The sequence below is a fragment of the Modestobacter muralis genome (assembly GCF_010682105.1).
GTDB lineage: Bacteria > Actinomycetota > Actinomycetes > Mycobacteriales > Geodermatophilaceae > Modestobacter > Modestobacter muralis.
Genome location: NZ_JAAGWH010000012.1, coordinates 106,212 through 129,309, shown reverse-complemented (window position 1 = coordinate 129,309; position 23,098 = coordinate 106,212). Strand labels below are relative to the sequence as shown.

The 23,098-nt window shown below is 73.2% G+C and carries 18 protein-coding genes; 13 read left to right on the top strand and 5 right to left on the bottom strand.

Features of this window, described 5'->3' with window-relative positions; genetic code table 11:
* Window positions 1-174 precede the first annotated feature (174 nt).
* Both GCU67_RS04075 and GCU67_RS04070 read right to left on the bottom strand, forming a co-directional pair.
* Window positions 175-1,773, bottom strand: a complete 1,599-nt coding sequence (locus GCU67_RS04075) for an oleate hydratase (RefSeq protein ID WP_163609806.1) — start codon at window positions 1,771-1,773, stop codon at window positions 175-177.
* Window positions 1,774-2,541: 768 nt separating this feature from the next.
* Window positions 2,542-3,453, bottom strand: coding sequence for a fructose bisphosphate aldolase (locus GCU67_RS04070; RefSeq protein ID WP_163609805.1), 912 nt, complete (start codon window positions 3,451-3,453; stop codon window positions 2,542-2,544).
* A gap of 301 nt (window positions 3,454-3,754) precedes the next feature.
* Between GCU67_RS04070 and GCU67_RS04065 the strand changes: the two genes are divergently transcribed.
* Window positions 3,755-5,416, top strand: coding sequence for an AarF/UbiB family protein (locus tag GCU67_RS04065; protein ID WP_163609804.1), 1,662 nt, complete (start codon window positions 3,755-3,757; stop codon window positions 5,414-5,416).
* Here GCU67_RS04065 and GCU67_RS22970 read toward each other — a convergent pair.
* Window positions 5,325-6,263: an NUDIX hydrolase gene (locus GCU67_RS22970; RefSeq protein ID WP_420846344.1), complete on the bottom strand. Its 939-nt coding sequence runs from the start codon at window positions 6,261-6,263 to the stop codon at window positions 5,325-5,327. The two genes, GCU67_RS04065 and GCU67_RS22970, sit on opposite strands and share 92 nt — an antisense overlap.
* A gap of 577 nt (window positions 6,264-6,840) precedes the next feature.
* Between GCU67_RS22970 and GCU67_RS04055 the strand changes: the two genes are divergently transcribed.
* Together GCU67_RS04055 and GCU67_RS04050 are read left to right on the top strand one after the other, a co-directional pair.
* Window positions 6,841-7,806 (top strand): hypothetical protein, encoded by a 966-nt coding sequence (locus tag GCU67_RS04055; protein ID WP_163609802.1) that lies wholly within the window; start codon window positions 6,841-6,843, stop codon window positions 7,804-7,806.
* A complete protein-coding gene (locus tag GCU67_RS04050) occupies window positions 7,803-8,972 on the top strand; it encodes an aminotransferase class I/II-fold pyridoxal phosphate-dependent enzyme (protein WP_163609801.1) in 1,170 nt (389 codons plus the stop codon). The genes GCU67_RS04055 and GCU67_RS04050 overlap by 4 nt, the downstream gene beginning before the upstream one ends.
* A gap of 66 nt (window positions 8,973-9,038) precedes the next feature.
* On the opposite strand, the gene GCU67_RS04045 is transcribed toward GCU67_RS04050, so the two are convergent.
* Window positions 9,039-10,037 carry an SDR family oxidoreductase gene (locus GCU67_RS04045; protein ID WP_163609800.1) on the bottom strand — a complete coding sequence of 333 codons (999 nt, stop codon included), beginning with the start codon at window positions 10,035-10,037 and terminating at the stop codon, window positions 9,039-9,041.
* A 133-nt stretch (window positions 10,038-10,170) separates the two neighbouring features.
* Between GCU67_RS04045 and GCU67_RS04040 the strand changes: the two genes are divergently transcribed.
* From GCU67_RS04040 to GCU67_RS04030, 3 genes are all read left to right on the top strand, one after another.
* A complete protein-coding gene (locus tag GCU67_RS04040) occupies window positions 10,171-12,540 on the top strand; it encodes an ATP-binding cassette domain-containing protein (RefSeq protein ID WP_163609799.1) in 2,370 nt (789 codons plus the stop codon).
* Between the two features lie 330 nt (window positions 12,541-12,870).
* The gene (locus tag GCU67_RS04035; RefSeq protein WP_163609798.1) at window positions 12,871-13,134 is read left to right on the top strand and encodes a hypothetical protein; all 264 of its coding nucleotides are present in this window, start codon (window positions 12,871-12,873) and stop codon (window positions 13,132-13,134) included.
* A complete protein-coding gene (locus tag GCU67_RS04030; protein ID WP_163609797.1) occupies window positions 13,131-14,018 on the top strand; it encodes a hypothetical protein in 888 nt (295 codons plus the stop codon). The genes GCU67_RS04035 and GCU67_RS04030 overlap by 4 nt, the downstream gene beginning before the upstream one ends.
* 104 nt (window positions 14,019-14,122) lie before the next feature.
* Here the strand turns inward: GCU67_RS04030 and GCU67_RS04025 are convergent, their stop codons facing one another.
* On the bottom strand, window positions 14,123-15,811 hold the full coding sequence (locus tag GCU67_RS04025; protein WP_338104756.1) for a bifunctional 3'-5' exonuclease/DNA polymerase: 1,689 nt from the start codon (window positions 15,809-15,811) through the stop codon (window positions 14,123-14,125).
* Between the two features lie 171 nt (window positions 15,812-15,982).
* On the opposite strand from GCU67_RS04025, the gene GCU67_RS04020 reads away from it, so the two are divergent.
* Genes GCU67_RS04020 through GCU67_RS03990 form a run of 7 tightly spaced genes read left to right on the top strand, consistent with a single transcriptional unit; the run spans window position 15,983 to window position 23,096 of the window.
* Window positions 15,983-17,461 carry a glycosyltransferase family 2 protein gene (locus tag GCU67_RS04020; protein WP_338104755.1) on the top strand — a complete coding sequence of 493 codons (1,479 nt, stop codon included), beginning with the start codon at window positions 15,983-15,985 and terminating at the stop codon, window positions 17,459-17,461.
* Entirely contained in the window at window positions 17,454-18,641 is a 1,188-nt protein-coding gene (locus GCU67_RS04015; protein ID WP_163609796.1) for an archaeosortase/exosortase family protein, read from the top strand. The genes GCU67_RS04020 and GCU67_RS04015 overlap by 8 nt, the downstream gene beginning before the upstream one ends.
* Window positions 18,638-19,789, top strand: coding sequence for an ATP-grasp domain-containing protein (locus GCU67_RS04010; protein WP_163609795.1), 1,152 nt, complete (start codon window positions 18,638-18,640; stop codon window positions 19,787-19,789). The genes GCU67_RS04015 and GCU67_RS04010 overlap by 4 nt, the downstream gene beginning before the upstream one ends.
* Window positions 19,786-20,937: a non-hydrolyzing UDP-N-acetylglucosamine 2-epimerase gene (gene wecB / locus GCU67_RS04005; RefSeq protein ID WP_163609794.1), complete on the top strand. Its 1,152-nt coding sequence runs from the start codon at window positions 19,786-19,788 to the stop codon at window positions 20,935-20,937. Before GCU67_RS04010 ends, wecB begins: the two co-directional genes overlap by 4 nt.
* Window positions 20,934-21,770: an HAD family hydrolase gene (locus tag GCU67_RS04000; protein WP_163609793.1), complete on the top strand. Its 837-nt coding sequence runs from the start codon at window positions 20,934-20,936 to the stop codon at window positions 21,768-21,770. The genes wecB and GCU67_RS04000 overlap by 4 nt, the downstream gene beginning before the upstream one ends.
* Entirely contained in the window at window positions 21,767-22,369 is a 603-nt protein-coding gene (locus GCU67_RS03995; RefSeq protein WP_163609792.1) for a hypothetical protein, read from the top strand. Before GCU67_RS04000 ends, GCU67_RS03995 begins: the two co-directional genes overlap by 4 nt.
* Window positions 22,362-23,096 (top strand): PIG-L deacetylase family protein, encoded by a 735-nt coding sequence (locus GCU67_RS03990; protein WP_163609791.1) that lies wholly within the window; start codon window positions 22,362-22,364, stop codon window positions 23,094-23,096. The genes GCU67_RS03995 and GCU67_RS03990 overlap by 8 nt, the downstream gene beginning before the upstream one ends.
* Window positions 23,097-23,098 lie beyond the last annotated feature (2 nt).

Below are 23,098 nucleotides of genomic sequence, written 5' to 3'. Positions count from 1 at the left end.
CCTCATGCCGGTGACCCTTCAGGCTCCGGCGGGCGGTGGACACGTTCCCGGCCCGGCGAACGCTGTCGGGACCGTCGATCAGGGTTGTTGCCGAGACGTGGACCGGCGCTGAACCCGCGGCTTCTCGTTGATCGGGGTGCGAGGTGGGCGTCGAGGGCCCCGAGGGACGTCTGGTCAGCGCAGCAGTGTCGTCGTCGCTCTCGCTGCGGCGCGGGGATGGAACATCCCGTGATAGATCGGCGGCGTCGTTCGGTCTACGCCGAGCAGTGTGTAGATGGCATGCATCGCCCCGTGTATCGAGTACTCGACGGTGAAGACGATGTCCTCCGGAAGCTCGGTGAACTGCCCGAGGAAGGCGAAGTTCCTGGAGCGGTCGGGCACGACCTCCGGGCGGTCGCCCGGTGCTCTGCAAGCAAAGAGCGCCGACGCGTAGGGCATCATGACCGTCGTGACTTCGGTGGTCTCCAACACCTCGTCGAGCAGGTCCTCGAAACCGAGTTGACCGACGAGTTCGGTGAGGATCTCGCGGCCGGTGGAACCGGACATCGTCTTGTGCACGTGGTCGCCCGTGCCGTCGACCTCGAAGCCGTAACCCCACAGCGTGTAGGTGCCTTGGGGGACGGACGGGAAGTGCGGCTGGTGCGGGACGACGATGGACAGGTGCCACCCCGAGTCCACCCACGTCATCAAAGCGCCCGTGCCTGGTTGGTTGTCGGAGTACTCCGTGATTCGCTGCAACAAGGCGTCGCCGCGCATCGTCAGGGTGAAGGACTCCCACTTGTGTTCATCTACGTTGCCGTAAAAGGCCATGGGCCGCCCGAAGTCAGACGCCTTGTTCGCGATCGCCTCCCACAGGGACCAGCCGGGGTCGATTCGGTCGCGCACGAGCTGCGGAATCGTGTTGTTCCCACCGTACCGGGCGTCGGCGGTGATGGAGCCGAGGGTGATGAGGGCCAGGTCCTGCTGGCCCAGAGTCAGACGCTCGTGGCCTCGAGCGGTCTCCAGGTGCAGCGCGGTCACCCGTCGACCACCTTCGGCGTGGTCGACGAAGTCCACGTCGGTGACCGCCGTCCCGAATCGCACGTCGACGCCTTGGTCGACCAACCAGCGTTGCAATGGAACGATCATCGAATCGTACTGGTTGTAGACGGTGCGGCGCACATCGCTGAGAGTGCTCAAGTTCTCGAACACGTGCATGAAGCGAAGGAAGTACCGACGCAGCTCGACCGCGGAGTGCCACTTCTGAAAAGCGAAGGTCGTCCTCCACATCTGCCAGAAGTTGGTGGAGAAGAAGTGGCGGGTGAACGCCTCGTCGATGCGCCGCGATCCGAGTTGGGACTCCGGTGTGGCGATCAGTCGGAACATGTCCAGTCGGTCGCGCACCGAGAAGCCCAGATCGCTTGCGTCGATGATGCGATGGTCGCGGCTGATGAGCCGAGCACGTGCTCTGGTGGGGACGCGATCGTTGAAGTCGAGGATCTCCTGGCGGACGCTGATCGTCGGGTGCTCCAGCGAGGGGATGGAGTCGAACAGGTCCCACGTGGACTGATATGCCCTCTCCTCCAGCATGCGGCCTCCGCGAGTCACGAATGCCTCTGTAGCAGCAGGCGCCGCGGCGCCGTCCATGGAGCCGCCCATGAGACCGAGCTCCTCCAAGATGTGGACGTGCTGACCGGGGATCTGCCCATCGCGGACGGCAAAGGCCGCGGCGGCCATTCCAGCGATGCCTCCTCCGACGATCCAGATGTGCGACTCGCTGTGGTCGTGATTCATGACTCAAGCCCCCACTCGCTCACGATGATCCCTGCACTCATCAGAAGGTTCTGCGCGAGCGCATCGCATCGGGAGGGTCCAACGTCCTGCGCAGGCGTGTCAGACGACCTCCATCAACCTGTCGGTTGCTATTCCTGCTCGGTGTCGCCCCGGCTGCGCGAGGAGGCTCTTCGACGCACTCACCCGCTGCCCCGACGTCGCCGGTCGCGACAGCTCGGCGTGGCTGGGCCCCGTTCCAGGGCCCTGCGTGGGCTCAGGAAGCTTCGGTTCCTGCCCCTCGCCGTGGAGGCACACAGCGACTTCGGCCGGGGGACCCCGCAGCAGGAGCGCGATGGTCGTTGCACTGCTGAGGCGCGGTCATGTCATGGCGATGACCGGGGCGTCGGCGTACCCGGGGGGGGGGGGGGTATGCGCTCACCCGCTCGCTCGCGCCCGCCGCCGGCATCACCGGCGCCAGGACGACGGCCAGCATCGTCGTCCTACTGGCGGCGTTCCGGACGGTGGTGATCCTGGCTCGGCCGCTCACTGCCAGGAAGGGCGCTCTCATGGCCGGCGTGGCCGGACCCGCGTCCTTCGTGCTCGCGATGCCGTCCATCGGAGAGTCGATCGTCCTGCTCGACGTGAGCTCGGAGTCTCTGGCCATCGCCGCAGCAGTCGGGGGCTCGGAGACGCCTTCCTCGAGGTCGTCCACAGGGCGCTGGCGGGGAGGTCGGTCCGGTCGTCCTCATCCGGGGGGGAGGAGTCCACCGTCCCTGGCCTGGCTGGCCGTCAGCCCGCCCGCCGCCTGCTGCGCTGTGTGCTGGACGCAGCCAGGATGTCGGCGATCGCGCTGCCGAGCGCGGTGTCGAACTCCGTCTGGGTCTGGTGCACGGACAATCCCTCCAGCAGGGCGCGGGAGAAGCTGGCAAGCAGGCCCGGGTTTTGCGCGAGCAGGCGGTCTGCCTTGTCGCGGTTGTACCCGCCGGAGAGTGCGACGACGCGCAGCACGCGCGGGTGGGTGATCAGGTCCTGGTAGAAGCCCGGCTCGGAGGGGAGGGACAGCTTGAGCATCACGTGGGCCTCCTCCGGCAACGCCCGCAGCCTGTCGGTGATGCCGGTTCGAAGCAGCTCCTCAGCGGCTTGCTTCTGCGGGCTGGTGATCTCCACCTCGGGTTCCAGGATCGGCACCAGCCCCGCGTCGAGGATCCGCCGGGCGTAGTCGAACTGCTGGTCGAGCACGGCTGCGATGCCGCGTTCGTCGGCACGCTGAACCAGCGAGCGGGCCTTGGTGCCGAACACGCCCGCGGCGAGCGCGCGAGCCAGCAGGGCGTCGAGGTCCGGTATCGGCTTCATCATCCGCACGCCCTGCTGGGCGTCGGCCAGCCCCTGGTCGACCTTGAGGAAGGGGACGATGTGCTTGCGTTGCCACAGGTACTCCGCGGACCCCAGGCCCTCGATCTCGCGGTCCATGGTCCCCGTGAAGAGGATCGCCCCCAGGATGTGGTGGCCGGTGAAGCGCGGGCTGCTGATGACGCGCTTGCGCAGCTCGTGGACCAGATCGAACATCTCCTCTTCGGAGGAGTACTGGCTCCGGTCGATCCCGTACAGCTCCAGCGCCTGCAGAGTGCTCCCGCCGCTCTGGTCCAACGCCGCGAAGATGCCCACTCCCTCTGCGATCTTCTCGCGCTGCTGTGCATCCATGTCACTGCCCCACGGTCGGAAGGAGTCGGTCGAGCACCCCGAGGGTAGGACGATCGATGCCCTCAACCAGCAGTGAGTGCCCGGCTGGGCTCGGTCAGCCGGGTGGTGGCATGCCGGGTGAGCGTGGTTCCGCCTGCCGGGCACAGCCGGGTCGCCGGACGCCGTCGACGGGCCCTTCAGCCGCGCCCCGGTGGAGCGACGCACCGTGTCGGCGTCCTCGACGGCCACGGCACCGGCTCGCCTACCGTTGAGCCAATCCCTTCCGTGCCACAGCGGCCGGCTCACCGTCAAGAGGTAGCGCGTGCTCACCAAGTCCCAGCGTTACCGGCAGATCGTCGACGTCCTCTCGGTGCACGGATTGGGGTTCGCCGTCGGCGCCGTCGGCCTGAGCGGGCGGTTCCCCTTCCGGGTCGGACTCCCCGGTCACGAGAAGGGCCGGGACTACACGCAGCCCGAGCACCTGCGGCTCGCACTGGAGGAACTGGGCCCCACCTTCGTCAAGCTCGGCCAGGTTCTCTCCACCCGCCCGGACATCCTGCCTCCTGACTACCTGAGAGAGCTGGCCAAGCTGCAGGACTCCGTGGCGCCCATCCCGGTGACGAGCGTGTGGAACGCCATCGCCGAAGAACTGCCGGACCCCACGTCGTTGGCGGACATGGCCCCGGTCCCGCTGGCCAGTGCATCGATCGGCCAGGTACACGCAGCCAAGGTGGGTGACCAGGACGTGGTGGTGAAGGTCCGACGCCCCGGCGCCGTCGAGACAGTTGAGGCTGACCTGGCGATCCTCGAGGACCTGGCCGGACGGGCCAACCGACGGTGGCCGCCCGCCCGCGACTACGACGTCGCCGGGATCGCTCACGAGTTCGCCGAGAGCCTCCGCAAGGAGCTGGACTACCTGCGTGAGGCCCACAATGCCGAACGCTTCGCGGCGAACTTCGCCGACGACCGCGATGTCCACATACCCGCGGTCTTCTGGGAGACGACGACCTCACGGGTCCTCACCCTGGAACGCGTTCGGGGCATCAAGATCGATGACGTGGACGCCCTCGCCGCGGCAGGCATCGACCGGCGGGAGCTGGCGGCGCGCGCGACGGGGGTGCTCTGCCACATGGTCTTCGAAGACGGGTTCTTCCACGCAGACCCGCACCCGGGGAACTTCTTCATCCGCCCCGACGGCAGCCTGGCGATCATCGACTTCGGCATGGTCGGCGAGCTGACCGACCACCTCCGGGAAGGGCTGGTCACCTTCCTGGTCAGGATGATGCGCGGCGACCTCGACGGCACCACCGACGCCCTGCTCGGCCTGGCGACCAGCGAGTCCGACGTCGACCGCAGTGCGCTGCAGGCCGACTTGAAGCCCCTGATGAACCGGTTCACCGGTCGGGCCTTGGCGGAGTGGGGGATCACCGAGCTGCTCAGCGAACTGCTCGGCCTGGTCCGGCGGCACCACATGCACCTGGCGCACGACCTCGCCCTGCTGTTCAAGATGCTCTTGATGGCCGAAGGCCTCGGGCAACGACTCGACCCGGGCTTCCAGATCGCCGGCGTGCTGGCCCCCTACGCAGATCGGCTGGCAGCCCAGCGCTTCTCCCCAGCTGCGGTGGCCCGCAGGATCACTGAACTGGTGCAGGAAGTGGCCAGCGCTGGTGCCGAAGCGCCGCACAGCATGCGGCTGCTTGCCGAGTTCCTCGACAACCCGAGCATGGAGGCGCATCTGCGGGACTCCGACCTGCGGCTCCTGGCTGCACACGCCGACCGCGTCGGCGGCCGTGTGATCGCTGGAGTCGCCGCAGCGGCGCTGCTCAACGGCCTGATCCAGACGGCCGCGCCCCGCCCGGGCCCCATCACCGCGCGGCAGCAGATCGTGCTCCTCACGGAGGCGGGCGCGGTTGTCGCGCTGAGCGCCTACCTCGCCAGGACTTCTCCCCGCCGCCACCGTTCTCACCTGGCAAGACCGTCATAGCTGCGCGTTGTGCGATGACCCGCCTTCCACATCTGGGAGATCGGGGCACCCGACGAACCGAAGCGGGGCCGTCGGCCGCCCCGGAGGAGGACATCCACCACCTCAGCGGCACGCCTCGCCATCGACGAGCACGTGCCCAGTCGCCACCGATCATGCTGGCGAGCAGGTCGAGCACGGTCTCGGTCATCCGCCCGTAGCCGGGGCGAGCGGGAGCGGCAGGCCCGGTCGGGCTGCGTACGTCGTCGGCTACGCGTCGCCGGCCCGGGAGAGGCACCTGGAGGACGGCGCTCACCTCGGCGGGGTTCATCTGGTCCAGGGCGGGAGCCTCGAGGGTCCATGCCAGGACGGGGGTGACGAGGAAGCCACTGTCGGCCAGAGCCATCGGCGGCAGCTGCCCGATGACCCGGACGCCGACCGGGTCCGGGCCGATCTCCTCGCGTGGCCCTCGCAGCGCGGTGTCACAGGGCCCGTCGTCGCCGGTGTCGGCAGCACCGCCCGGGAAGACCAGCTGCCCGGGATGGTCGGCCAGGTCCGGGGAACGCTCGGTGAGCAGCACAGTCGGCCTGGACCGCCCGTCGGCGAGCAGCACGAGGACAGCGGCCCTCCGGAGAGTGACGGCCGTGGACAACGATGCGCCTCTCGTCCAGCCGGTTGGCCAGTCGCCAGGGTGGGGAGGTGGCTGAAAGTGCGGTGACCTGGCGCAGGTCCGGACCGTCCGGCGGGAGCGGGACGCCGATCCTTGGCTGGTAGGGGCTGCGGGCCGTGAATGACGCCGCGAAGGTGTGACCGGAATGGGAGTCGAGCAGGTCGGCCAGGGAACGCGCGACCACGACGCCAGGGGTGTCATCGGTCGACACGAGCGCCGCGGCGAGGGCGCGGCGAAGCGCCGGGGACAGCCTGGACGCGGCGCCGGATGCGGGTAGGACCGCGGCCAGGTCCACCTCTACGCACGCCATGCGCGCGCGGCATGGCGGGTCGTTCATCCGCTCCCACAGAACCTGGTGTTCGTCGCGACACAGCCGAAGCAGATGTGTGAGCGTGACCAGCGGCTCTGCTTCGGCAGCCACGGCTTCCCGGACGGCGTCGAGCCGGGTCTCTCTTGTGGAGAGTTCGCCCACGCACTGGAAGGGACATGGGCCTCACAGGTCGTGACCACGTCGTCAGGTCTCCGCGGGTCCTCCCCGTCGACCTGGTCGTCGCGAGCCGGCGTGACCCTGCTGGGTGACACGGCCTGCGCGGACTGTCCGAAGGACCCCGCAGGCAGCCATGATCGCGGGGCAGACGGTCCAGACCCGAGAGCGGCAACGCCCGCACGGGTGACGACCCAGAGGCGGAACACGTCACCTGGGGACGCCGTCTTCGTCACCCGAGACGTTGTCCGGGCGGCCCGCATCCGGTGGGTCGTCGCTCGAGAGGAGCTCAGCTTGACGCCCCACCCCCCTCCCCTGCGCGTGCTGTACCGCCACTACGGCGGGGAGAACACCAAGCCCCGGCCGGCGTACTACAGCAAGGTGCTGGCGCTGGTCTCGATGCTGCGGGCAGCGGAGCAGCTGGACCAGGCGCCCGAGCTCGTCTACGTCAACGACCAGGTGCGACCCGGGCCGCTGCTGACGCTCATGGAGGCCACGGGGGAGGTCGTGGACATCAAGGGCGGCAGCGACGCCCGCTCGCTGCGCGCCACCTTCAGCCGTGAGGCCGCGCGCGAGGCGTCCCCCGACCAGTTCCTCTGGTTCGCCGAGGACGACTACCTCTACCGCCCGGACGCCCTGCGTCGCCTGGCGCAGGGCGTCGAGGCGCTTCCCCGGGCCTCGTACGTGACCGTGTACGGCTCCGGTGCCCTCGACACGGCCGCGAGCCGGCGCCGCGCCGTCCTCGCGTCGGAGCCGGGCGCCGGCACGGCGGGTGCGGTCGCCACGACCGGCGACGTGGACTGGTACCCGGCCGCCTACGCCACCAGCACCCTCGGCACCCGGCTGAGCACCCTGCGGCAGGACCTGAGCCTGCTCCGGTTCACCGCCCTCAGCGGTGGGGCGTGGGACCAGGCGAGCTGGGCGGCCACGGCCGGCTACCTGCCCTACACCGCCGCCGAGCTGCGCGCCGACCTGCTGCCCTTCCGCGCGGTGCCGCCGGCCGGGTGGCCGAAGGCGCTGGCGCGTGGGTCGGTCCGCGTGGCGGTCAGCGCGCGCGCCCTGCGCCGCCCCTCCCGCCGGCACCCCTTGTTCGCCTCCGATCCCGAGCTCGTCCACCACATGGAGGCCCCCATCCCCGGTGCCAGGCACGAGTTGAGCGCCCGGAGCGCCACGACGGACTGGGCCGCGGTCGCCGCGGACACCTGGTCCTGGGCCGCGGGCAGCGGGCTCCCGGTCGACCCGAAGGGGGCGACGGCGTGACCGCCATCCCGTTCCTGCGGCCGCAGCTGCCGTCCCTGGCAGCGATCGCGCCGTACTACCGGCTCGCGGAAGAGGCGAGGTTCTTCTCCAACGGCGGGCCGTGCGAGCGGCTGCTCCGCGCCGCCCTGTCCGACCACCTGGGCGGGGTCGGCACCGTGCCCGTCAACAACGCGACGAGCGGGCTGATCGTGGCCATCAAGGCAGTGCTCGACGCGCACGGCACCGGTGACCGGCCCTACGTGGTGATGCCCTCGTACACGTTCGTCGCCACGGCCGGCGCCGCACGGATCATGGGCCTGCAGCCGCTGTTCATCGACGTCGAACCCGACAGCTGGCAGATGGACGCCGACGCGCTGGCCGACGTGCTGGACACCTTCCCCGGCCAGGTCGCCGCGGTGCTCGGCACGCACACCTTCGGCCTGCCGGCCTCGGCCGCGACCCAGCAGCGCTGGAAGCAGCTCTGCGCGGACGCCGGCGTCCCGCTGGTCGTCGACGCGGCGGCCGGTTTCGGCGGGCTCGACGACACCGGTGCCCGCAGCGGCCGCGACACGGTGCCGCACGTCTACTCCTTCCACGCCACGAAGACGTTCGCGATCGGCGAGGGAGGTCTCATCACGACCCTCGACGAGGACCTGCTGCAGCGCATCGAGGCCCTGCACTCCTTCGGCTTCGCGCAGGGCAGGCTCGCCACCTACGCCGGGATCAACGCGAAGATGGACGAGCTCCACGCCGCGACCGCGCTGGCGGCGCTGGACTCCTTCGACACCGTCCTGGCACGTCGGCGGGAGATCGCCCAGACCTACCGGGAGCGGCTGGAGCCGTTCGGCTTCCGGTTCCAGACCGGCAACGCGGGCGGGACGTGGCAGGCGGGGTACGTCTCGGCTCCCGACGCCGCGACGCGGACGGCGGTCCTGGCCGTGGCAGCGGGTCGGCAGATCGGCGTCACCGCCTACTACGAGCGGCCGGTCCACCGGCACCCGGCGTACGCCGGCTCCCCGGTGCACGGTCCCCTCACCGTCACCGACGACCTCGCCGCGCGTGCTCTCGCCCTCCCGATGGCCAACGACCTCTCCGCCGACGAGGTGGACCGCGTCATCGACGTCACCGTCGAGGCGGCACGCACCGCCGCCCAGGCCACGGCCGGGTCGGGCGTCGCCGCGGTGTGAGCCCGACGGGCGCGCTCGCCCGGCACTCCTGAGCACCCCGACGGTTCCGCGGAACCGTCGGGGTGCTCAGAGCGGCCGGGGGCGGTAGGCCTCGACCAGCCGGTCCATCAGCGCGTCCATCCGGGCGTCGACGGTCCGGTGCTCGGGGTGGGCGTCGTGCCACTCGACGATCTCCCGCGCGCCCCGCTCGAACGGCACGCGCGCCGCGGAGTCCGGCAGGAGGGTGCGCACCTTGGTGTTGTCGAAGACCGCCGAGTGCGTCTTGTCCCCGAGCAGCCCGGCACCCCACTCGGGGTCCGCCGCGGCGATCGCGTCGGAGGGGACGTGCACCAGCCGGGGCTCGACGCCGGCCGCCCGGGCCAGCAGCGTGGTGATGCGGTCCCAGGTGATCGCCTCGTCGGAGGTGACGTGGAAGGCCTCGCCGAGGGTCTCGGACCGGCCGAGGAGACCGACGAACGCGCGGGCGAAGTCGGTGGCGTGGGTGAGCGTCCACAGCGACGTGCCGTCGCCGGGCACCACCACCTCCTCGCCGCGGCGCATCCGGTCGATGACCGTCCAGCCCCCGTCGAGGGGGACCGTGGCCGCGTCGTAGGTGTGCGAGGGCCGCACGATCGTCACGGGGAAACCGGTGGCGCGGTACGCGGAGACCAGGAGGTCCTCACAGGCGATCTTGTCCCGCGAGTAGGCCCAGAACGGGTTCCGCAGCGGCGTGGACTCGGTGATCGGCAGCCGCAGCGGCGGGGTCTGGTACGCCGAGGCCGAGCTGATGAACACGTACTGCCCGGTCCGGCCGGTGAAGAGGTCGACGTCGGTCTGCGCGTGCTCCGGCGTGAACGCCACCCAGTCGACGACGACGTCGAAGTCCTGGTCGCCCAGGGCCCGCCGGACGCCGGCGGGGTCCCGGACGTCGCCCTCGTGCAGCACCACGCCCTCGGGCACCGGCCGGAGCGAGGACCGGTTCCGCTTCAGCAGGTGCAGCTCGATGCCGCGCTCCACCGCCAGCCGGGCGCACGCCGAGCTGATGATCCCGGTCCCGCCGATGAACAGAACCCTGAGCGCGGTCATGCCCCGACCATGCGGTGCCCGGCGCCGGGCAGCAAGACGAGCGGACGGACGGCGCCGCGGGGGTCGCCGACTGTGGGATGAGTCCGGTACACATGCCCCGCTGGACCGACCAGGGGCGAGGGGTGCGGAGACGATGAGCTCGACGGACGAGGTGCGCAGCGCCGACCGGCACGACCTGATCCGCGTGCAGGGCGCACGCGCCAACAACCTCAAGGACGTCAGCATCGAGCTGCCCAAGCGGCGGCTGACGGTGTTCACCGGGGTCTCCGGCTCGGGCAAGAGCTCGCTGGTCTTCGGCACGATCGCCGCGGAGTCCCAGCGGCTGATCAACGAGACCTACAGCGCCTTCCTGCAGGGCTTCATGCCCAGCCTCGCCCGCCCCGACGTCGACCTGCTCGAGGGCCTGACCACGGCGATCATCGTCGACCAGGAGCGGATGGGCGCCAACCCGCGCTCCACCGTCGGGACGGCGACCGACGTCAACGCCATGCTGCGGATCGTCTTCAGCCGGCTGGGCCGGCCGCACATCGGCTCGTCCCAGGCCTTCTCCTTCAACGTCGCCTCGATCAGCGGCGCCGGTGCGGTCTCCATCGAGCGCGGCGGCCAGACGGTCAAGGAGCGGCGCGAGTTCAGCATCACCGGCGGCATGTGCCCGCGCTGCGAGGGCCGCGGGCAGGTCAACGACATCGACCTGACCGCGCTCTACGACGACAGCAAGTCGCTGCGCGAGGGCCCGTTCTCCATCCCCGGCTACAGCATGGACGGCTGGTTCGGCCGCATCTTCATGGGCAGCGGCTTCTTCGACCCGGACAAGCCGATCCACGACTACGGCGAGCAGGAGCTGCACGACCTGCTGCACCGGGAGCCGGTCAAGATCAAGGTCGAGGGCATCAACCTCACCTACGAGGGGCTGATCCCCAAGCTGCAGAAGTCGATGCTGTCCAAGGACGTCGACGCGATGCAGCCGCACATCCGCGCCTTCGTCGAACGCGCGGTCACCTTCACCACCTGCCCCGACTGCGAGGGCACCCGGCTCACCGCGGCCGCCCGGTCGTCGAAGATCGGCGGGCTGAGCATCGCCGACGTCTGCGCGATGCAGATCAGCGACCTGGCGGGCTGGGTGCGCGGCCTCGACGAGCCGTCGATGGCACCGCTGCTGGACGCGCTGCGCGCGACGCTGGACTCCTTCGTCGACATCGGCCTGGGCTACCTGAGCCTCGACCGGCCGTCCGGGACGCTCTCGGGTGGGGAGGCCCAGCGGGTGAAGATGATCCGGCACCTCGGGTCCTCGCTCACCGACGTCACCTACGTCTTCGACGAGCCCACGATCGGGCTGCACCCGCACGACATCCAGCGGATGAACGCCCTGCTGCTCCAGCTGCGGGACAAGGGCAACACCGTGCTGGTCGTGGAGCACAAGCCCGAGGCGATCGCCATCGCCGACCACGTCGTCGACCTGGGCCCCGGCGCCGGCACCGCGGGCGGCACCATCTGCTTCGAGGGCACCGTCGAGGGGCTGCGGGCCAGCAGCACCCTCACCGGCCGCCACTTCGACGACCGCGCCACGCTCAAGGAGACGGTGCGCACCCCCACCGGCGCGCTGGAGATCCGCGGGGCGAGCGCGCACAACCTCGCCGACGTGGACGTCGACGTCCCGCTGGGCGTCCTGGTGGTCGTCACCGGGGTGGCGGGGTCGGGCAAGAGCTCCCTGGTGCACGGGTCGATCCCGGCCGGCGCCGGGGTGGTGTCGATCGGCCAGGGCGCGATCAAGGGCTCCCGGCGCAGCAACCCGGCGACCTACACCGGCCTGCTCGACCCGATCCGCAAGGCGTTCGCCAAGGCCAACGGCGTGAAGCCGGCCCTGTTCAGCGCCAACTCCGAGGGTGCCTGCCCGAACTGCAACGGCGCCGGCGTGGTGTTCACCGACCTGGCGATGATGGCCGGGGTGGCCACCCCCTGCGAGGTCTGCGAGGGCCGGCGCTTCATGGCCGAGGTCCTCGAGTACACCCTGGGCGGCAAGGACATCAGCCAGGTGCTGGCCATGCCGGTCACCGAGGCGCTGGACTTCTTCGCCGCGGGGGATGCGCGCACCCCGGCCGCGCACGCCGTCCTCACCCGGCTCGCCGACGTCGGGCTGGGCTACCTCAGCCTGGGCCAGCCGCTCACCACCCTGTCCGGCGGCGAGCGCCAGCGGCTGAAGCTGGCCACGCACATGGGGGAGAAGGGCAGCGTCTACGTCCTGGACGAGCCGACGACCGGCCTGCACCTCGCCGACGTCGAGCAGCTGCTGGGTCTGCTGGACCGGCTCGTCGACTCCGGCACGTCGGTGATCGTGGTCGAGCACCACCAGGCGGTCATGGCGCACGCCGACTGGATCATCGACCTCGGACCGGGCGCCGGCCACGACGGCGGCCGGGTCGTCTTCGAGGGCACGCCGGCCGACCTGGTCGCCGCCCGCTCGACGCTCACCGGGGAGCACCTCGCGGCCTACGTCGGCGCCTGACCGCACCGGGTGCGGCCGGTCCGGGCGGAGGGGCGGGCCGGGCACCTCCCGGTGGCCTCCGCCGGGCCCGCCGCGACATGCCGCGCCGGAGGGCCCCGCCGTGATCATCGACCCCCGCCGACGCGAAATCCCAGGTCAAGCACGGTGTCAAGTCGACAAGGCGGCTGAGGTGAGGCGGGTCGTCGACCGCCCCGGTGCCTCCGACAACGATTGGGTGACGGGCCTGTCCCGGAGGTGTCGGACCGGGCCTGTGCGGGGCCCGTCGAGACCTACCTTTTGCCCACGTCCGCGGCACTTCCCCAGCCGCGACGGAGCACCGAGGAGTCCCGCGTGAGCACGCCCCTTGACCTGTTGACCCGCCCGTCGTCCGGGCGCCTCCCCTCCCGGAACGAGGAGGTGGGCCTGGACGCGCTGCTGGAGTTCTTCGCCGACGAGTCGCCGGTGTCGGCCCGCCGGACCTTCCGCCGGTCCGCCGCGGAGCTGCGCGGCTGGGCGCGGAGCTCGTCCCGCCGCGCCGCCGCCTGGGGCGCCGTCGCCCCGGTCGTCGTCCCCGTCCCCCGTTCCTCCTCGGTCGCGACGGAGGTCGCGCTGTGATCATCTGGCCGGTGGTCGCCGTGGTGGGCTTCGTCGTGATGGCCGCGCTCGTCGTGGCCCTCGCGCAGAGCTCGACGGCGCGGTACGAGTTCGAGCGCAACCAGGTGCAGCGCACCCAGCTGCCGGGGCAGCGCACCCGGGTCGAGGCGCCGGCGCTCGCCACGGCCGGAGCGGTCGTCGGGTCGGCCGAGGCTGCCGGCCCCGCGGCCAACGAGGTCGCCCCGATGGTGCTCGCGGTGCAGGAGCCGCGGACCGAGCAGGAGGGGCGGACGGCCGGCCTGGCCGCTCACCCCGCCGGCAAGCGCGTCGCGGACCACGGGCCGGCGGCCTGGTGGCTGGTCGCGGAGTCCGAGGAGCGCCCGGGGGAGCAGGTCGTGTCCGGGCCGTTCACCGACCGGATCGAGGCCGAGTGGGCCGGCCTGACCGGTGCCGGCCAGCCGGTGCACGGGGTCCGTCGCGCCGACGGCCGCGTGGTGCGCCGTCAGCTGCCCGAGGAGCGGGCCTGGCTCAGCGACCTCAGCGACCAGCTGGACCGGCTGCCCGCCGAGTGGGACCACGACTTCGCCGATGACGACGAGCTGGTGACGCTGGTCGTGGAGGTGGCGTCCGCGCTGGTGGAGTCCGGGCTGTCGCTGCACGACTGCGTGGGGGAGGAGACCGCCGGTGGCGTGTGCCTGAGCCCCGAGCCGGGTCGTCCGGGCATCGTCGTCAGCTGGCACCAGCACCACCGCGCGAGCTCCGAGGACGTCCGCTCGGGCGAGGTGCACGCCGCGGTGCAGGCAGCGATGAACCTGGCCGTGGCCGAGTGCCTGCTCCAGCTTGGCTTCGAGGTCGAGCCGTTCGGCGAGTCCGGCTGCTCCCTGGTGGTGATCAGCAGCCGCTGAGCTCTGCTGGGGGAGGCGCCGCCGTGCCCGACGAGGAGGTCACGGCGGCGCGCACCGCACAGGCGGACCGGCCGACACCGGTCACGCGGCGGGCCCTGTGGGTGTCAGTGGGCGTCGGCCCAGGACCCGACGGCGGCGACGTCGAGCGGGAAGTCGACGGGGAAGGACCCGAACAGCAGCCGGCCGGCCTCCGCCGCGGCGGTGCGCACCACCGCGCCCACCTCGTCGGCGAGCTCGGCCGGGGTGTGCACCACCACCTCGTCGTGCACGAAGAACACCAGGTGCGGGCGGCTCGTGAGCTCGCCGGACCCCAGTCGCCACAGCCGGTTGCGGAGGTCGGCCAGCCAGCACAGCGCCCACTCCGCACCGGTGCCCTGGACGACGAAGTTGCGGGTGAACCGGCCCCACGACCGGCGCTCGCGCCCGCGGTCCTCCGCGGACAGTCCGCCGTCGGGCTCCTCGCCGGCGGGCACCGCCCACGCACCGGTGGGCAGCGGCGACCCACGACCGAGCAGGGTGTGCACGACCTCGCCGCGCTCCCCGGCGCGGGCGGCCTCCTCGACCAGCCCGATCGCCCGCGGGTAGCGGCGGGTCAGCCCCGGCATCATCCGGCCGCTCTCGCCACGGGTCGCGCCGTACATCGCCCCGAGCATCCCGATCTTGGCCTCCGCGCGGGTCGCGACCGCCCCGCTGTCGACCATGCCCTGGTACAGGTCGGCGGCACGCGCGGCCTCGGCCATCGCGGTGTCGCCGCTCATCCCGGCCAGCACCCGCGGCTCCAGCTGCGCCACGTCGGCCACCACGAACAGCCACCCGTCGTCGGCCCGGGCGGCCGGGCGCACCGGCGCGGGCACCGACAGCGCCCCGCCGCCGGAGGACGCCCACCGGCCGGTGACCACGCCGCCGGGCAGCCAGGTGGGCCGGAACCGGCCGTCGGCCACCCAGGCGTCCAGCCACGCCCAGCCGTTGGCGGCCAGCAGACGGGAGAGCCTCTTGTACTCCAGCAGCGGCCCGACCACGGGATGGTCGACCTGCTCCAGCGTCCACGACCGGGTGTCGGCCACCGGCAGCCCCGCGGTCTGCAGCGCCCGCAGCAGGTCCGGCGGGGAGTCGGGGTTGAGGTCGGGGGCGCCCAGCGCGGCACGGACGGCCGGCACCAGCCGCTCCAGCCCCGCCGGTCGCGCACCGCGCACCGGCCGCGGGCCCATCAGCTCGGTCAGCAGCCGGTCGTGGACGTCGGCCCGCCACGGCATCCCGGCGTGCGTCATCTCCGCCGCGACCAGTGCCCCGCCGGACTCCGCGGCCAGCAGCAGCCCGAGCCGCGCCCGCTGCGGCGAGGCAGCCACGGTCGCCTGCTGCCGCTCGTGCTCGGCGGCGGGGTCGAGCCCGTCGGCCGGGTCGTCGAGCGGGAAGAGCGCCGGCTCGGCGGCGGACACCGGCTCCAGCGCGTCCCAGCCCGCGGTGTCCGGGCCGGTCAGCAGCGCCGGGTCGGCGAACGGCGAGCGCCGCAGGACCGCGTGGGCCAGCCGCAGGTCGGTGCAGCGCTCCACCCGGACCCCGGCGGCCAGCAGCTGCGGGTACCAGCGCGTCGTGTCGTCCCACACCCAGCGCGGGCGGGCGGGCTCCCGGCCGGCCACGAACCGCGGCAGGCTCCCGGCCGGCACCTCGGTCAGCCCCACGGTGCGGCCGTCGGCGGACAGGTCGCGGACGACCACCACGTCGGGCCCGCGCCGGGTGAGCAGCACCCGCGACACCGCGTCGCCGGCCGGGCGCCCGGGCAGCTCGACGGTCACCGACGCAGTCTTGCCCACGGGTCCGACACGGCCGTCGGCACGGCGTCGTCCCGACCGCGGCCAGGTGCCCGGCGAGCAGGCGCTCAAGAGCCCGCGGCGGGATGCCGATGACCACCGAGTACCGGAGCTGACCAGCACCGGGACCCCGTCATCGCCCGGAGAGGACCAGTCGTGCCCGCAGTGCCCGCGGTCGTCGAGAGCCCGTCCGACGTCCCGTCGGTCGGCTCCCACACCGACCGCCCGGAAGCCCGGATCGGTGCACTCGTCGCCTACGTCCTGCTCGCGGTGACCGCCTTCCTCGTGTTCGGCGTGGACCGCACGCTGGGTGTGGCCGCCGGCGTCATCAACGTCGTCTTCGCGATCTACTTCTGCCGGCACCTGGCCTTCGCCGTCTCCGCGGCCCGCTGGGCCGAGGCCGACCTGCTCGCCGCCGACGTCGACCTGGAGGGCTACACGCCCCCGGTCGCGGTGTTCGTCGGCTGCAAGAACGAGGAACTGGTCGTCGACGGGATGATCCAGGCGCTGCTCGCCCTGGACTACCCGGCCGACCGGATCCAGCTCGTCGTCGTCGACGACGGGTCCGACGACGGCACCGGGCCGCGACTGGACGCCTGGGCCGTGCGCGAGCCGCGGCTGCGGGTCATCCACCGGCCGGCGAGCTCCGGCGGTGGCAAGTCCGGCGCCCTCAACGAGGCGCTGCGCACGGTCGACGCCGAGGTCGTGCTGGTCTTCGACGCCGACCACGAGCCCGACCCCAACGCCCTGCGCCGCCTGGTGCGGCACTTCCGCGACCCCTCCGTGGGTGCGGTGATGGGCCGCTGCGTCATCCGCAACGGCCACGACTCCTCGCTGGCCTCGGTCGTCTTCGTCGACTACCTCTCCGGCTACCTGGTCAACGAGTACGGCCGCCAGGCGATGTTCGAGCTGCCGGCCTACGGCGGCGCGAACTGCGCGGTGCGCATGTCGACGCTGCGGTCCCTGGGCGGGTGGAACCCGAACACGGTCACCGAGGACACCGACCTCACCCTGCGGGTGCTGCTGTCCGGGCAGCGGGTCCGCTACGACGTCTCGGCCGTCGACTACGAGGAGGCCGTGGTCACCGCGCGCCGCTTCTGGACGCAGCGCTACCGCTGGGCGCGCGGCCACCAGAAGTGCATGCGCGACTACTGGCGCCCGGTCCTGCGCTCGAGGCACCTGACGGTGCTGGAGAAGGCCGAGTCGATGATGTTCCTGCTGACCTACCACGTGCCGGTGCTCTCCGGCATCGGGCTGGCCCTCACCGTGCTGCGCGCCTTCGGCATCGGCGACCTGCCGCTGATCGGGCTGCTGCCGCTGTCGATGCTGCTGTTCGTCGGCCCGCTCGCCGAGCTCAGCGTGGGCCTGCTGGTCAGCCGGGTGGAGCGGCGGGCGGCCTGGCAGCTGATCGGCTTCCTGCCCTCGTTCGCGCTGTCGATCTGGATCACCACCCGGGCCTACCTGGACGGGATGCTCGGCCGCTCCTACACGTGGGTGAAGACCACCCGCTCCGGCGCGACCTCCACCCTGGCCCCGGTCGCCGTCCCGCTGCCGCTGCCGCCGGTCGAGGGCACCCGCCCGCGGTCCTTCGCGGTCGCCGGCCCCGACGCCGGGACGGTGGGCTCCCGTGGCTGACGCCGTCCTCGCGCCGCGGGTCCCGCGCCGGCTGCGGGCGACCAGCCGGCGACAGCTGGCCGTCTCCGCCGACCTGCTGCTGGCCGGGGCGATCTGCCTGGTCGGGTACCGCTACGGCACCCAGTGGCTGCAGGTCCAGGAGGCCAGCTGGGTCGTCGGGCTGCTCCACCTGTTCGGCGTGGACTCCGTCTCCGGGGTCCTCCCGACCCGCATCCTGATCTTCCGGCCCGACGGCGAGCTGCTCAACGCCGTCGTCACCGCCTCGTGCTCGTCGATCCTGTCGGTCGTCGGCCTCACCGCGCTGACCGCCTCGGTGCTGCGCAGCCGGCGCTGGCACGCGGTGGCCGGCCTGGCCGTCGCGATCGTCGCGGTGCTGATCGCCAACCACGTGCGGCTGCTGCTCTCCACGGTGATCGGCCTGCAGTGGGGCGGCGGCTCGCTGGTGCTCTTCCACGACTGGGTGGGCACGCTGTGGAACCTCGCCGCGACCCTCGGCGGCTTCCTGCTCATGGTCTGCGTGACCCTGCCCTCCCGCGTGCGGGCCGAGCAGGACGTCGCCGGTCGGCACACCGCCCGCCGCCCCAACAGCTGGGCCCGCCCGGGGCTGGGCTACCGGCTGCCCGAGGCCGAGCAGGTCACCCCCGTGCAGGGGCGCAACCTGGCCGGGCTCGTGCACCGCTTCGTGCTGCCCCGCCGGGTGTCGCGCTGGCTCGGCGCCCGCCGCGAGACGGCCCGGATCGACTACCGGATCGGCCACCTGCCGGTGGAGGGGCGGGTGGAGCGCGTCGGTGCCCTCGCCGCCGACGGCCTGGGCGCGCACACCGCCTCGCTGCTGGCCGTCGCGACCTACGAGCAGGACGTCACCGTGCTCGACGCCCTCGCCGACGCCATCGCCGCCCGGCAGTGGGAGCCGGTGACCAACGACCGCGTCTCGTCCCTGCGGCTGTGGGCGCGGGGCTGGATGCTCAGCCGCGCGCTGCACCCCGCCGACGCCCCCGACCCCGCCCCGGCGGCCGTCCCGCCGGCGGCCCCGGTCCCCGCACCCGCGCCGGTCGTCCCCACCCGCGTGCCGGCGCCCGTCCCGGTGCCCCCGGTGGCACGCCGCACCGCCCCGGCCCCGCGCAGCTTCTCCCGTCCCGCTCCCAGCCCGTCCGCACCCGACGCCGAGGACCCCCGATGACCCGCTCCCTGCACCCCTGGCCGGTCCCGCCACCGCGCGTGGCCGTGGTGGACGTCCGCGCGCTGCCCCGCCCCGCGGTGCCGGCCGCGCCCGCGACGGCCGTGCCCGCCCCGCGCGCCCCGGTGCCGGCCGCTCCGGCCGTGGGTGCCGCACCCGGGTCCACCGTCCTGGTCACCGGCTCGGGTGGGCCGGCCGGGGTCGCCGTGGTCCGCCGCCTGGTCGCCCTCGGGCACCGGGTGGTCGCCGTCGACATCGACCCGATCGCCGCCGGCAGCGCGTTGGCCGCCGTCGGGGGCGTCGTCCCCCGCGCCGACGACCCGGCCTTCGTCGACGCCCTGCTCGCCTTCGCCGCCGAGCACGGCGCCGACGCGCTGGTCAGCACCGTCGCCGAGGAGCTGCCGGCCCTGACCGCCGCCGCCGACCGGCTGACCGCGGCCGGGCTCGCCACCTGGCTGCCCGAGCTGGCCGCCGTCGACCTGTGCTGCGACAAGGCCGCCTTCGCCGTCCGGCTGGTCGAGGCCGGGGTGCCCACCCCGGCGACCGCCGCGACCGTCGAGGCCGCGGCCGACGTCCCCGGGCCGTGGATCGTCAAGCCCAACGCCGGGCGCGGCAGCCGCGGCGTGCAGCTGCTGGACACCGCTGCGGACGTCGCCGCGGCGATGACCGCCGACCCCGGCCTGATCGTGCAGACCCGGCTCGCCGGCCGGGAGTTCACCGCCGACGCGCTCGTCGCCCGGGACGGCTCGCTGCTCACCGTCGTGCCGCGCTGGCGGGACGCCACCAAGGCCGGCATCTCCGTGCAGGGCACCACCTTCGAGTCCGAAGCCGTCACCACCGTGGTCGCCGACGCGCTGTCCGCGGTCGGGCTCACCGGCCCGGCCAACGTGCAGGGCTTCGTCGCCGAGGACGGCACGGTCACCGTCGTGGAGATCAACCCGCGGTTCAGCGGCGGCCTGCCGCTCACCCTCGCCGCCGGCGCCGACGTCGTCGGCACCTACCTGGCCGGCGTCCGCGAGCCGGCCGCCGAGCTGCCGTACCTCTTCTTCACCGCCGGGGTGCGGATGAGCCGCTACTTCGCCGAGACGTACACGTCCCCCGACGGCTCGCCGGTCACCGACCCCTGCGCCGTGCCCGCGGTGACCCGGTGAGCCGCAGCCGGCACGTGCTGGTGCCCTTCGGCACCCGCCCGGAGGTCGTCAAGCTCGCCCCCGTGGTGGCCGCGCTGGTCGCCGCTGGGCACCGGGTGGACGTGGTCGACACCGGGCAGCACGCCGACGCCGCGATGGCCTCGCAGCTGCAGGAGGCCCTCGGGCTCGTCCCGACGCACCGGTTCGCCCTGCCGGCCGAGCCCGCGTCGGCCCGCACCGGCGCGCTGCACGCCGACGCCGCCACCGCACTGGCCCGCTTCCGCCCCGACCTCGTCCTGGCGCTGGGCGACACCAACACCGTGCCGGCCTACGCGCTGGCCGCCCGCGGGGCCGGCGTGCCGTTCGCGCACGTCGAGGCCGGACTGCGCAGCTACAACATGCGCAGCGTCGAGGAGGTCAACCGGCGGGTCGCCGCCGCGATCGCCCAGCTGCACCTGGCGCCCACGGTCCGGGCCGCGGACTCCCTGCTCCGGGAGGGCGTGCCCGCCGAGCGGGTGTTCGTCGTCGGCAACCCGGTCATCGACACCCTGGTCACCCGCGGCGTCACCCCGGTCCCGGTCGCCGAGCGCGCCGGGGTGTTGGTCACTGCGCACCGCCCGACCAACGTCGACGACCCCGTCCGGCTCGCCCGGCTGGTCGCCGTCGTCCGCGGCCTGGCCGAGCGGGTCGGCCCGGTCACCTTCCCGGTGCACCCGCGCACCACCGCCCGGCTGGCCGCCGCCGGGCTCACCGGTGCCCTGGACCACCCGGGCATCACGCTCACCGGCCCGGTCGACCACGACACGCTGATGGGCGCGCTGCGCTCGTCGGCGCTCGCGGTCACCGACTCCGGCGGCATCCAGGAGGAGGCCGCCCACCTCGGCGTCCCGGTCGTGGTGCTGCGCTCCTCGACCCCCCGCTGGGAGGGCGTGGCCGCCGGGACGACGACGCTGGCCGGGCTGACCGACGACGGCGCCGCCGAGGCGGTGCTCGCCGCCGCGGCCGCGCACACCTCCGCCGCCGGGCAGGCCCGGGCCGCCGCGCTGCCCTGCCCCTACGGCGACGGCACGACCGGCGCGCAGATCGCGGCGATCCTGGCCGACGAGCGCACCGACGCCCTGCTCGAGCTCACCGAGCCCGACTTCACCGACGGCCGGCTCCCGTGGTGACCGGCTGGTCCGGGCCGCCGCCGCTGGCCGTCGTCGTCGACCTCGACGACACCCTGTACCCGCAGGCCAGCTACCTGGCCGGGGCCGCCGCGGCGGTCGGTGCGGCCGCGGCCGACGCGGGGCTGGACGGCGCCGCCGTGCACGCCGCGCTGGTGGCGGAGCTGGCCGCCGGCTCCGACACCGGCGGCACCATCGACCGGGCGCTGCTGGCCACCGGGGTCGACCCGGCGGCGCTGCCCGCGCTGCTGCCGCCGCTGGTCGCCGCCTTCACCGGTCACGTGCCGGACCGGCTGCCCACCTACCCCGGCGTCGAGGCGGCCCTGACCGCGCTCGCCGCCGCCGTCCCGCTGGCCTGCCTGACCGACGGCGCACCGGTGATCCAGCGGGCCAAGCTCGCCGGCACGGGGCTGGACCGGCTGCTGCCGCTGGTCGTGCTCAGCGACGAGCTCGGCGGACGGGCCACCCGCAAGCCGTCCCCGGCCGGGCTGCTGGCCATCGCCGCGCAGCTCGGCGTCCCGGCCGACCGGCTGCTGATGATCGGTGACCGGCCGGGCAAGGACGTCGCGGTCGCGGCCGCCGTCGGTGCGCGGGCGATCCGGGTGCGGCAGGGCGAGTACGCCGACGCGCCCGACGTGCCGGCGGCGTGGGCGGTCACCGACACGTTCCCGGGGGCCGTGGCCTGCGCACTCTCCGTGATCGGCCACCCGACCGGGGACGGCGACCTCACCCGTAGGCAGGACGTGCCGGCCTGGGACTCCAGGACAGGCGCTCTGCTGTCGATGACAGGAGCACCAGGCGATCCGTTCGCCACAGAACCGAGGGCAGACAGATGACGAAGACCTCACCGACGGGGCAGCGCACCCGGCGGCCGCTGCGCGCAGCGGCGCTCACCGTGCTGACCGCGCTGCTCGCGGTGCTGGCGCCGGTGGCCGCGGCGACGCCGGCCTCGGCCTACGGCTCCTACGGGTACGACGGTGGGGGGTACTCCGGTGGTGGCGGGTACTCCGGTCCTGTCGTCGTCTACCCGGTGCTCAACTGCATCCAGTCGGGGGTCAACGGGGCCTACACCGCGGTGCTCGGCTACCGGAACACCAGCACGAACACCTACACCATCACCGGCGACTACAACGTGATCAGCCCGTCGTCCTACAACGGGCGGCAGCCCACGACCTTCCGGCCCGGCACCTACAACGGCGTCTTCTCCCTCGCGGTCAGCTCGGGCACCGTCTACTGGACCCTCGGCTCGACCAAGCTGACCATCAGCCGCACCGCTGCGGCCGCCTGCCCCAAGGACACCCAGATGCCCGCCGACGGCAACGGGACCGGTGTGGTGGGGGCCCTGGCCGTCGCCGCCGGCCTCGGCGCCCTCGTCGTGCACCGCGCCCGCCGCCGGCTGGCCGCGCCCCCCGTGAAGGAGACCGTCGATGCGTAGCGTGCTGGCCGTCGGGGCGCACCCCGACGACATCGAGCTGGGCTGCGGCGCGACGCTGCTGGCCCACCACCAGGCCGGCGACCGGGTCACCATGCTGGTGCTCACCGGTGGGGAGAACGGCCCCGGCGACGAGTTCGGCCAGGCGGGTCTCCGCCGCGTCGAGCAGCAGCGCGCCGCCCGGACCCTCGGTGCCGAGCTGCGGTGGGGCGGTCTGCGCGACTGCACCGTCGTCCCCGACTCCGCCACCATCGGCATCATCGAGGCCGCGCTGCGCAGCACCGACGCCGACCTGGTCTACGTGCACGCCCCCGACGACAGCCACCAGGACCACCGGGCGGTCTCCGCAGCGACGCTGTCCGCTGCCCGCCGGCTCTCCCGGGTCATGCACTACCAGAGCCCCTCGACCCTGACCTTCACCCCGACCGTCTTCGTCGACGTCACCGCGCACCTGTCCGGCAAGCTCGCCGCACTGGGCGCGCACGCCTCCCAGGTGGAGATGTCGGCGATGGTCGAGCCGGACGCCGTGGTGGCGTCGGCCCGGCACTGGGGCGCCCAGGCCCGGATCGGCTACGCCGAGGCGTTCGCGCCGACCCGGATGGTGCTGGACCTGGCGTCCGCGCCGCGTCCGTCGGCCGAGGTGCCCACCCCGCGACCGGCGGTCGAGGACCTGGTCGTCGCCGCACACCGGCTCAGCAGCCTGATCTCCGCCCCGGTCGCCGCGGGCTGACC

Excerpts from the sequence above, each read along its gene's own strand:
- GCU67_RS04075 (WP_163609806.1), bottom strand. The coding sequence starts at position 1,773 with ATGAATCACGACCACAGCGAGTCGCACATCTGGATCGTCGGAGGAGGC.
- GCU67_RS04070 (WP_163609805.1), bottom strand. The coding sequence starts at position 3,453 with ATGGATGCACAGCAGCGCGAGAAGATCGCAGAGGGAGTGGGCATCTTC.
- GCU67_RS22970 (WP_420846344.1), bottom strand. The coding sequence starts at position 6,263 with ATGACACCCCTGGCGTCGTGGTCGCGCGTTCCCTGGCCGACCTGCTCG.
- GCU67_RS04045 (WP_163609800.1), bottom strand. The coding sequence starts at position 10,037 with ATGACCGCGCTCAGGGTTCTGTTCATCGGCGGGACCGGGATCATCAGC.
- GCU67_RS04040 (WP_163609799.1), top strand. The coding sequence starts at position 10,171 with ATGAGCTCGACGGACGAGGTGCGCAGCGCCGACCGGCACGACCTGATC.
- GCU67_RS04010 (WP_163609795.1), top strand. The coding sequence starts at position 18,638 with ATGACCCGCTCCCTGCACCCCTGGCCGGTCCCGCCACCGCGCGTGGCC.
- GCU67_RS03995 (WP_163609792.1), top strand. The coding sequence starts at position 21,767 with ATGACGAAGACCTCACCGACGGGGCAGCGCACCCGGCGGCCGCTGCGC.
- GCU67_RS03990 (WP_163609791.1), top strand. The coding sequence starts at position 22,362 with ATGCGTAGCGTGCTGGCCGTCGGGGCGCACCCCGACGACATCGAGCTG.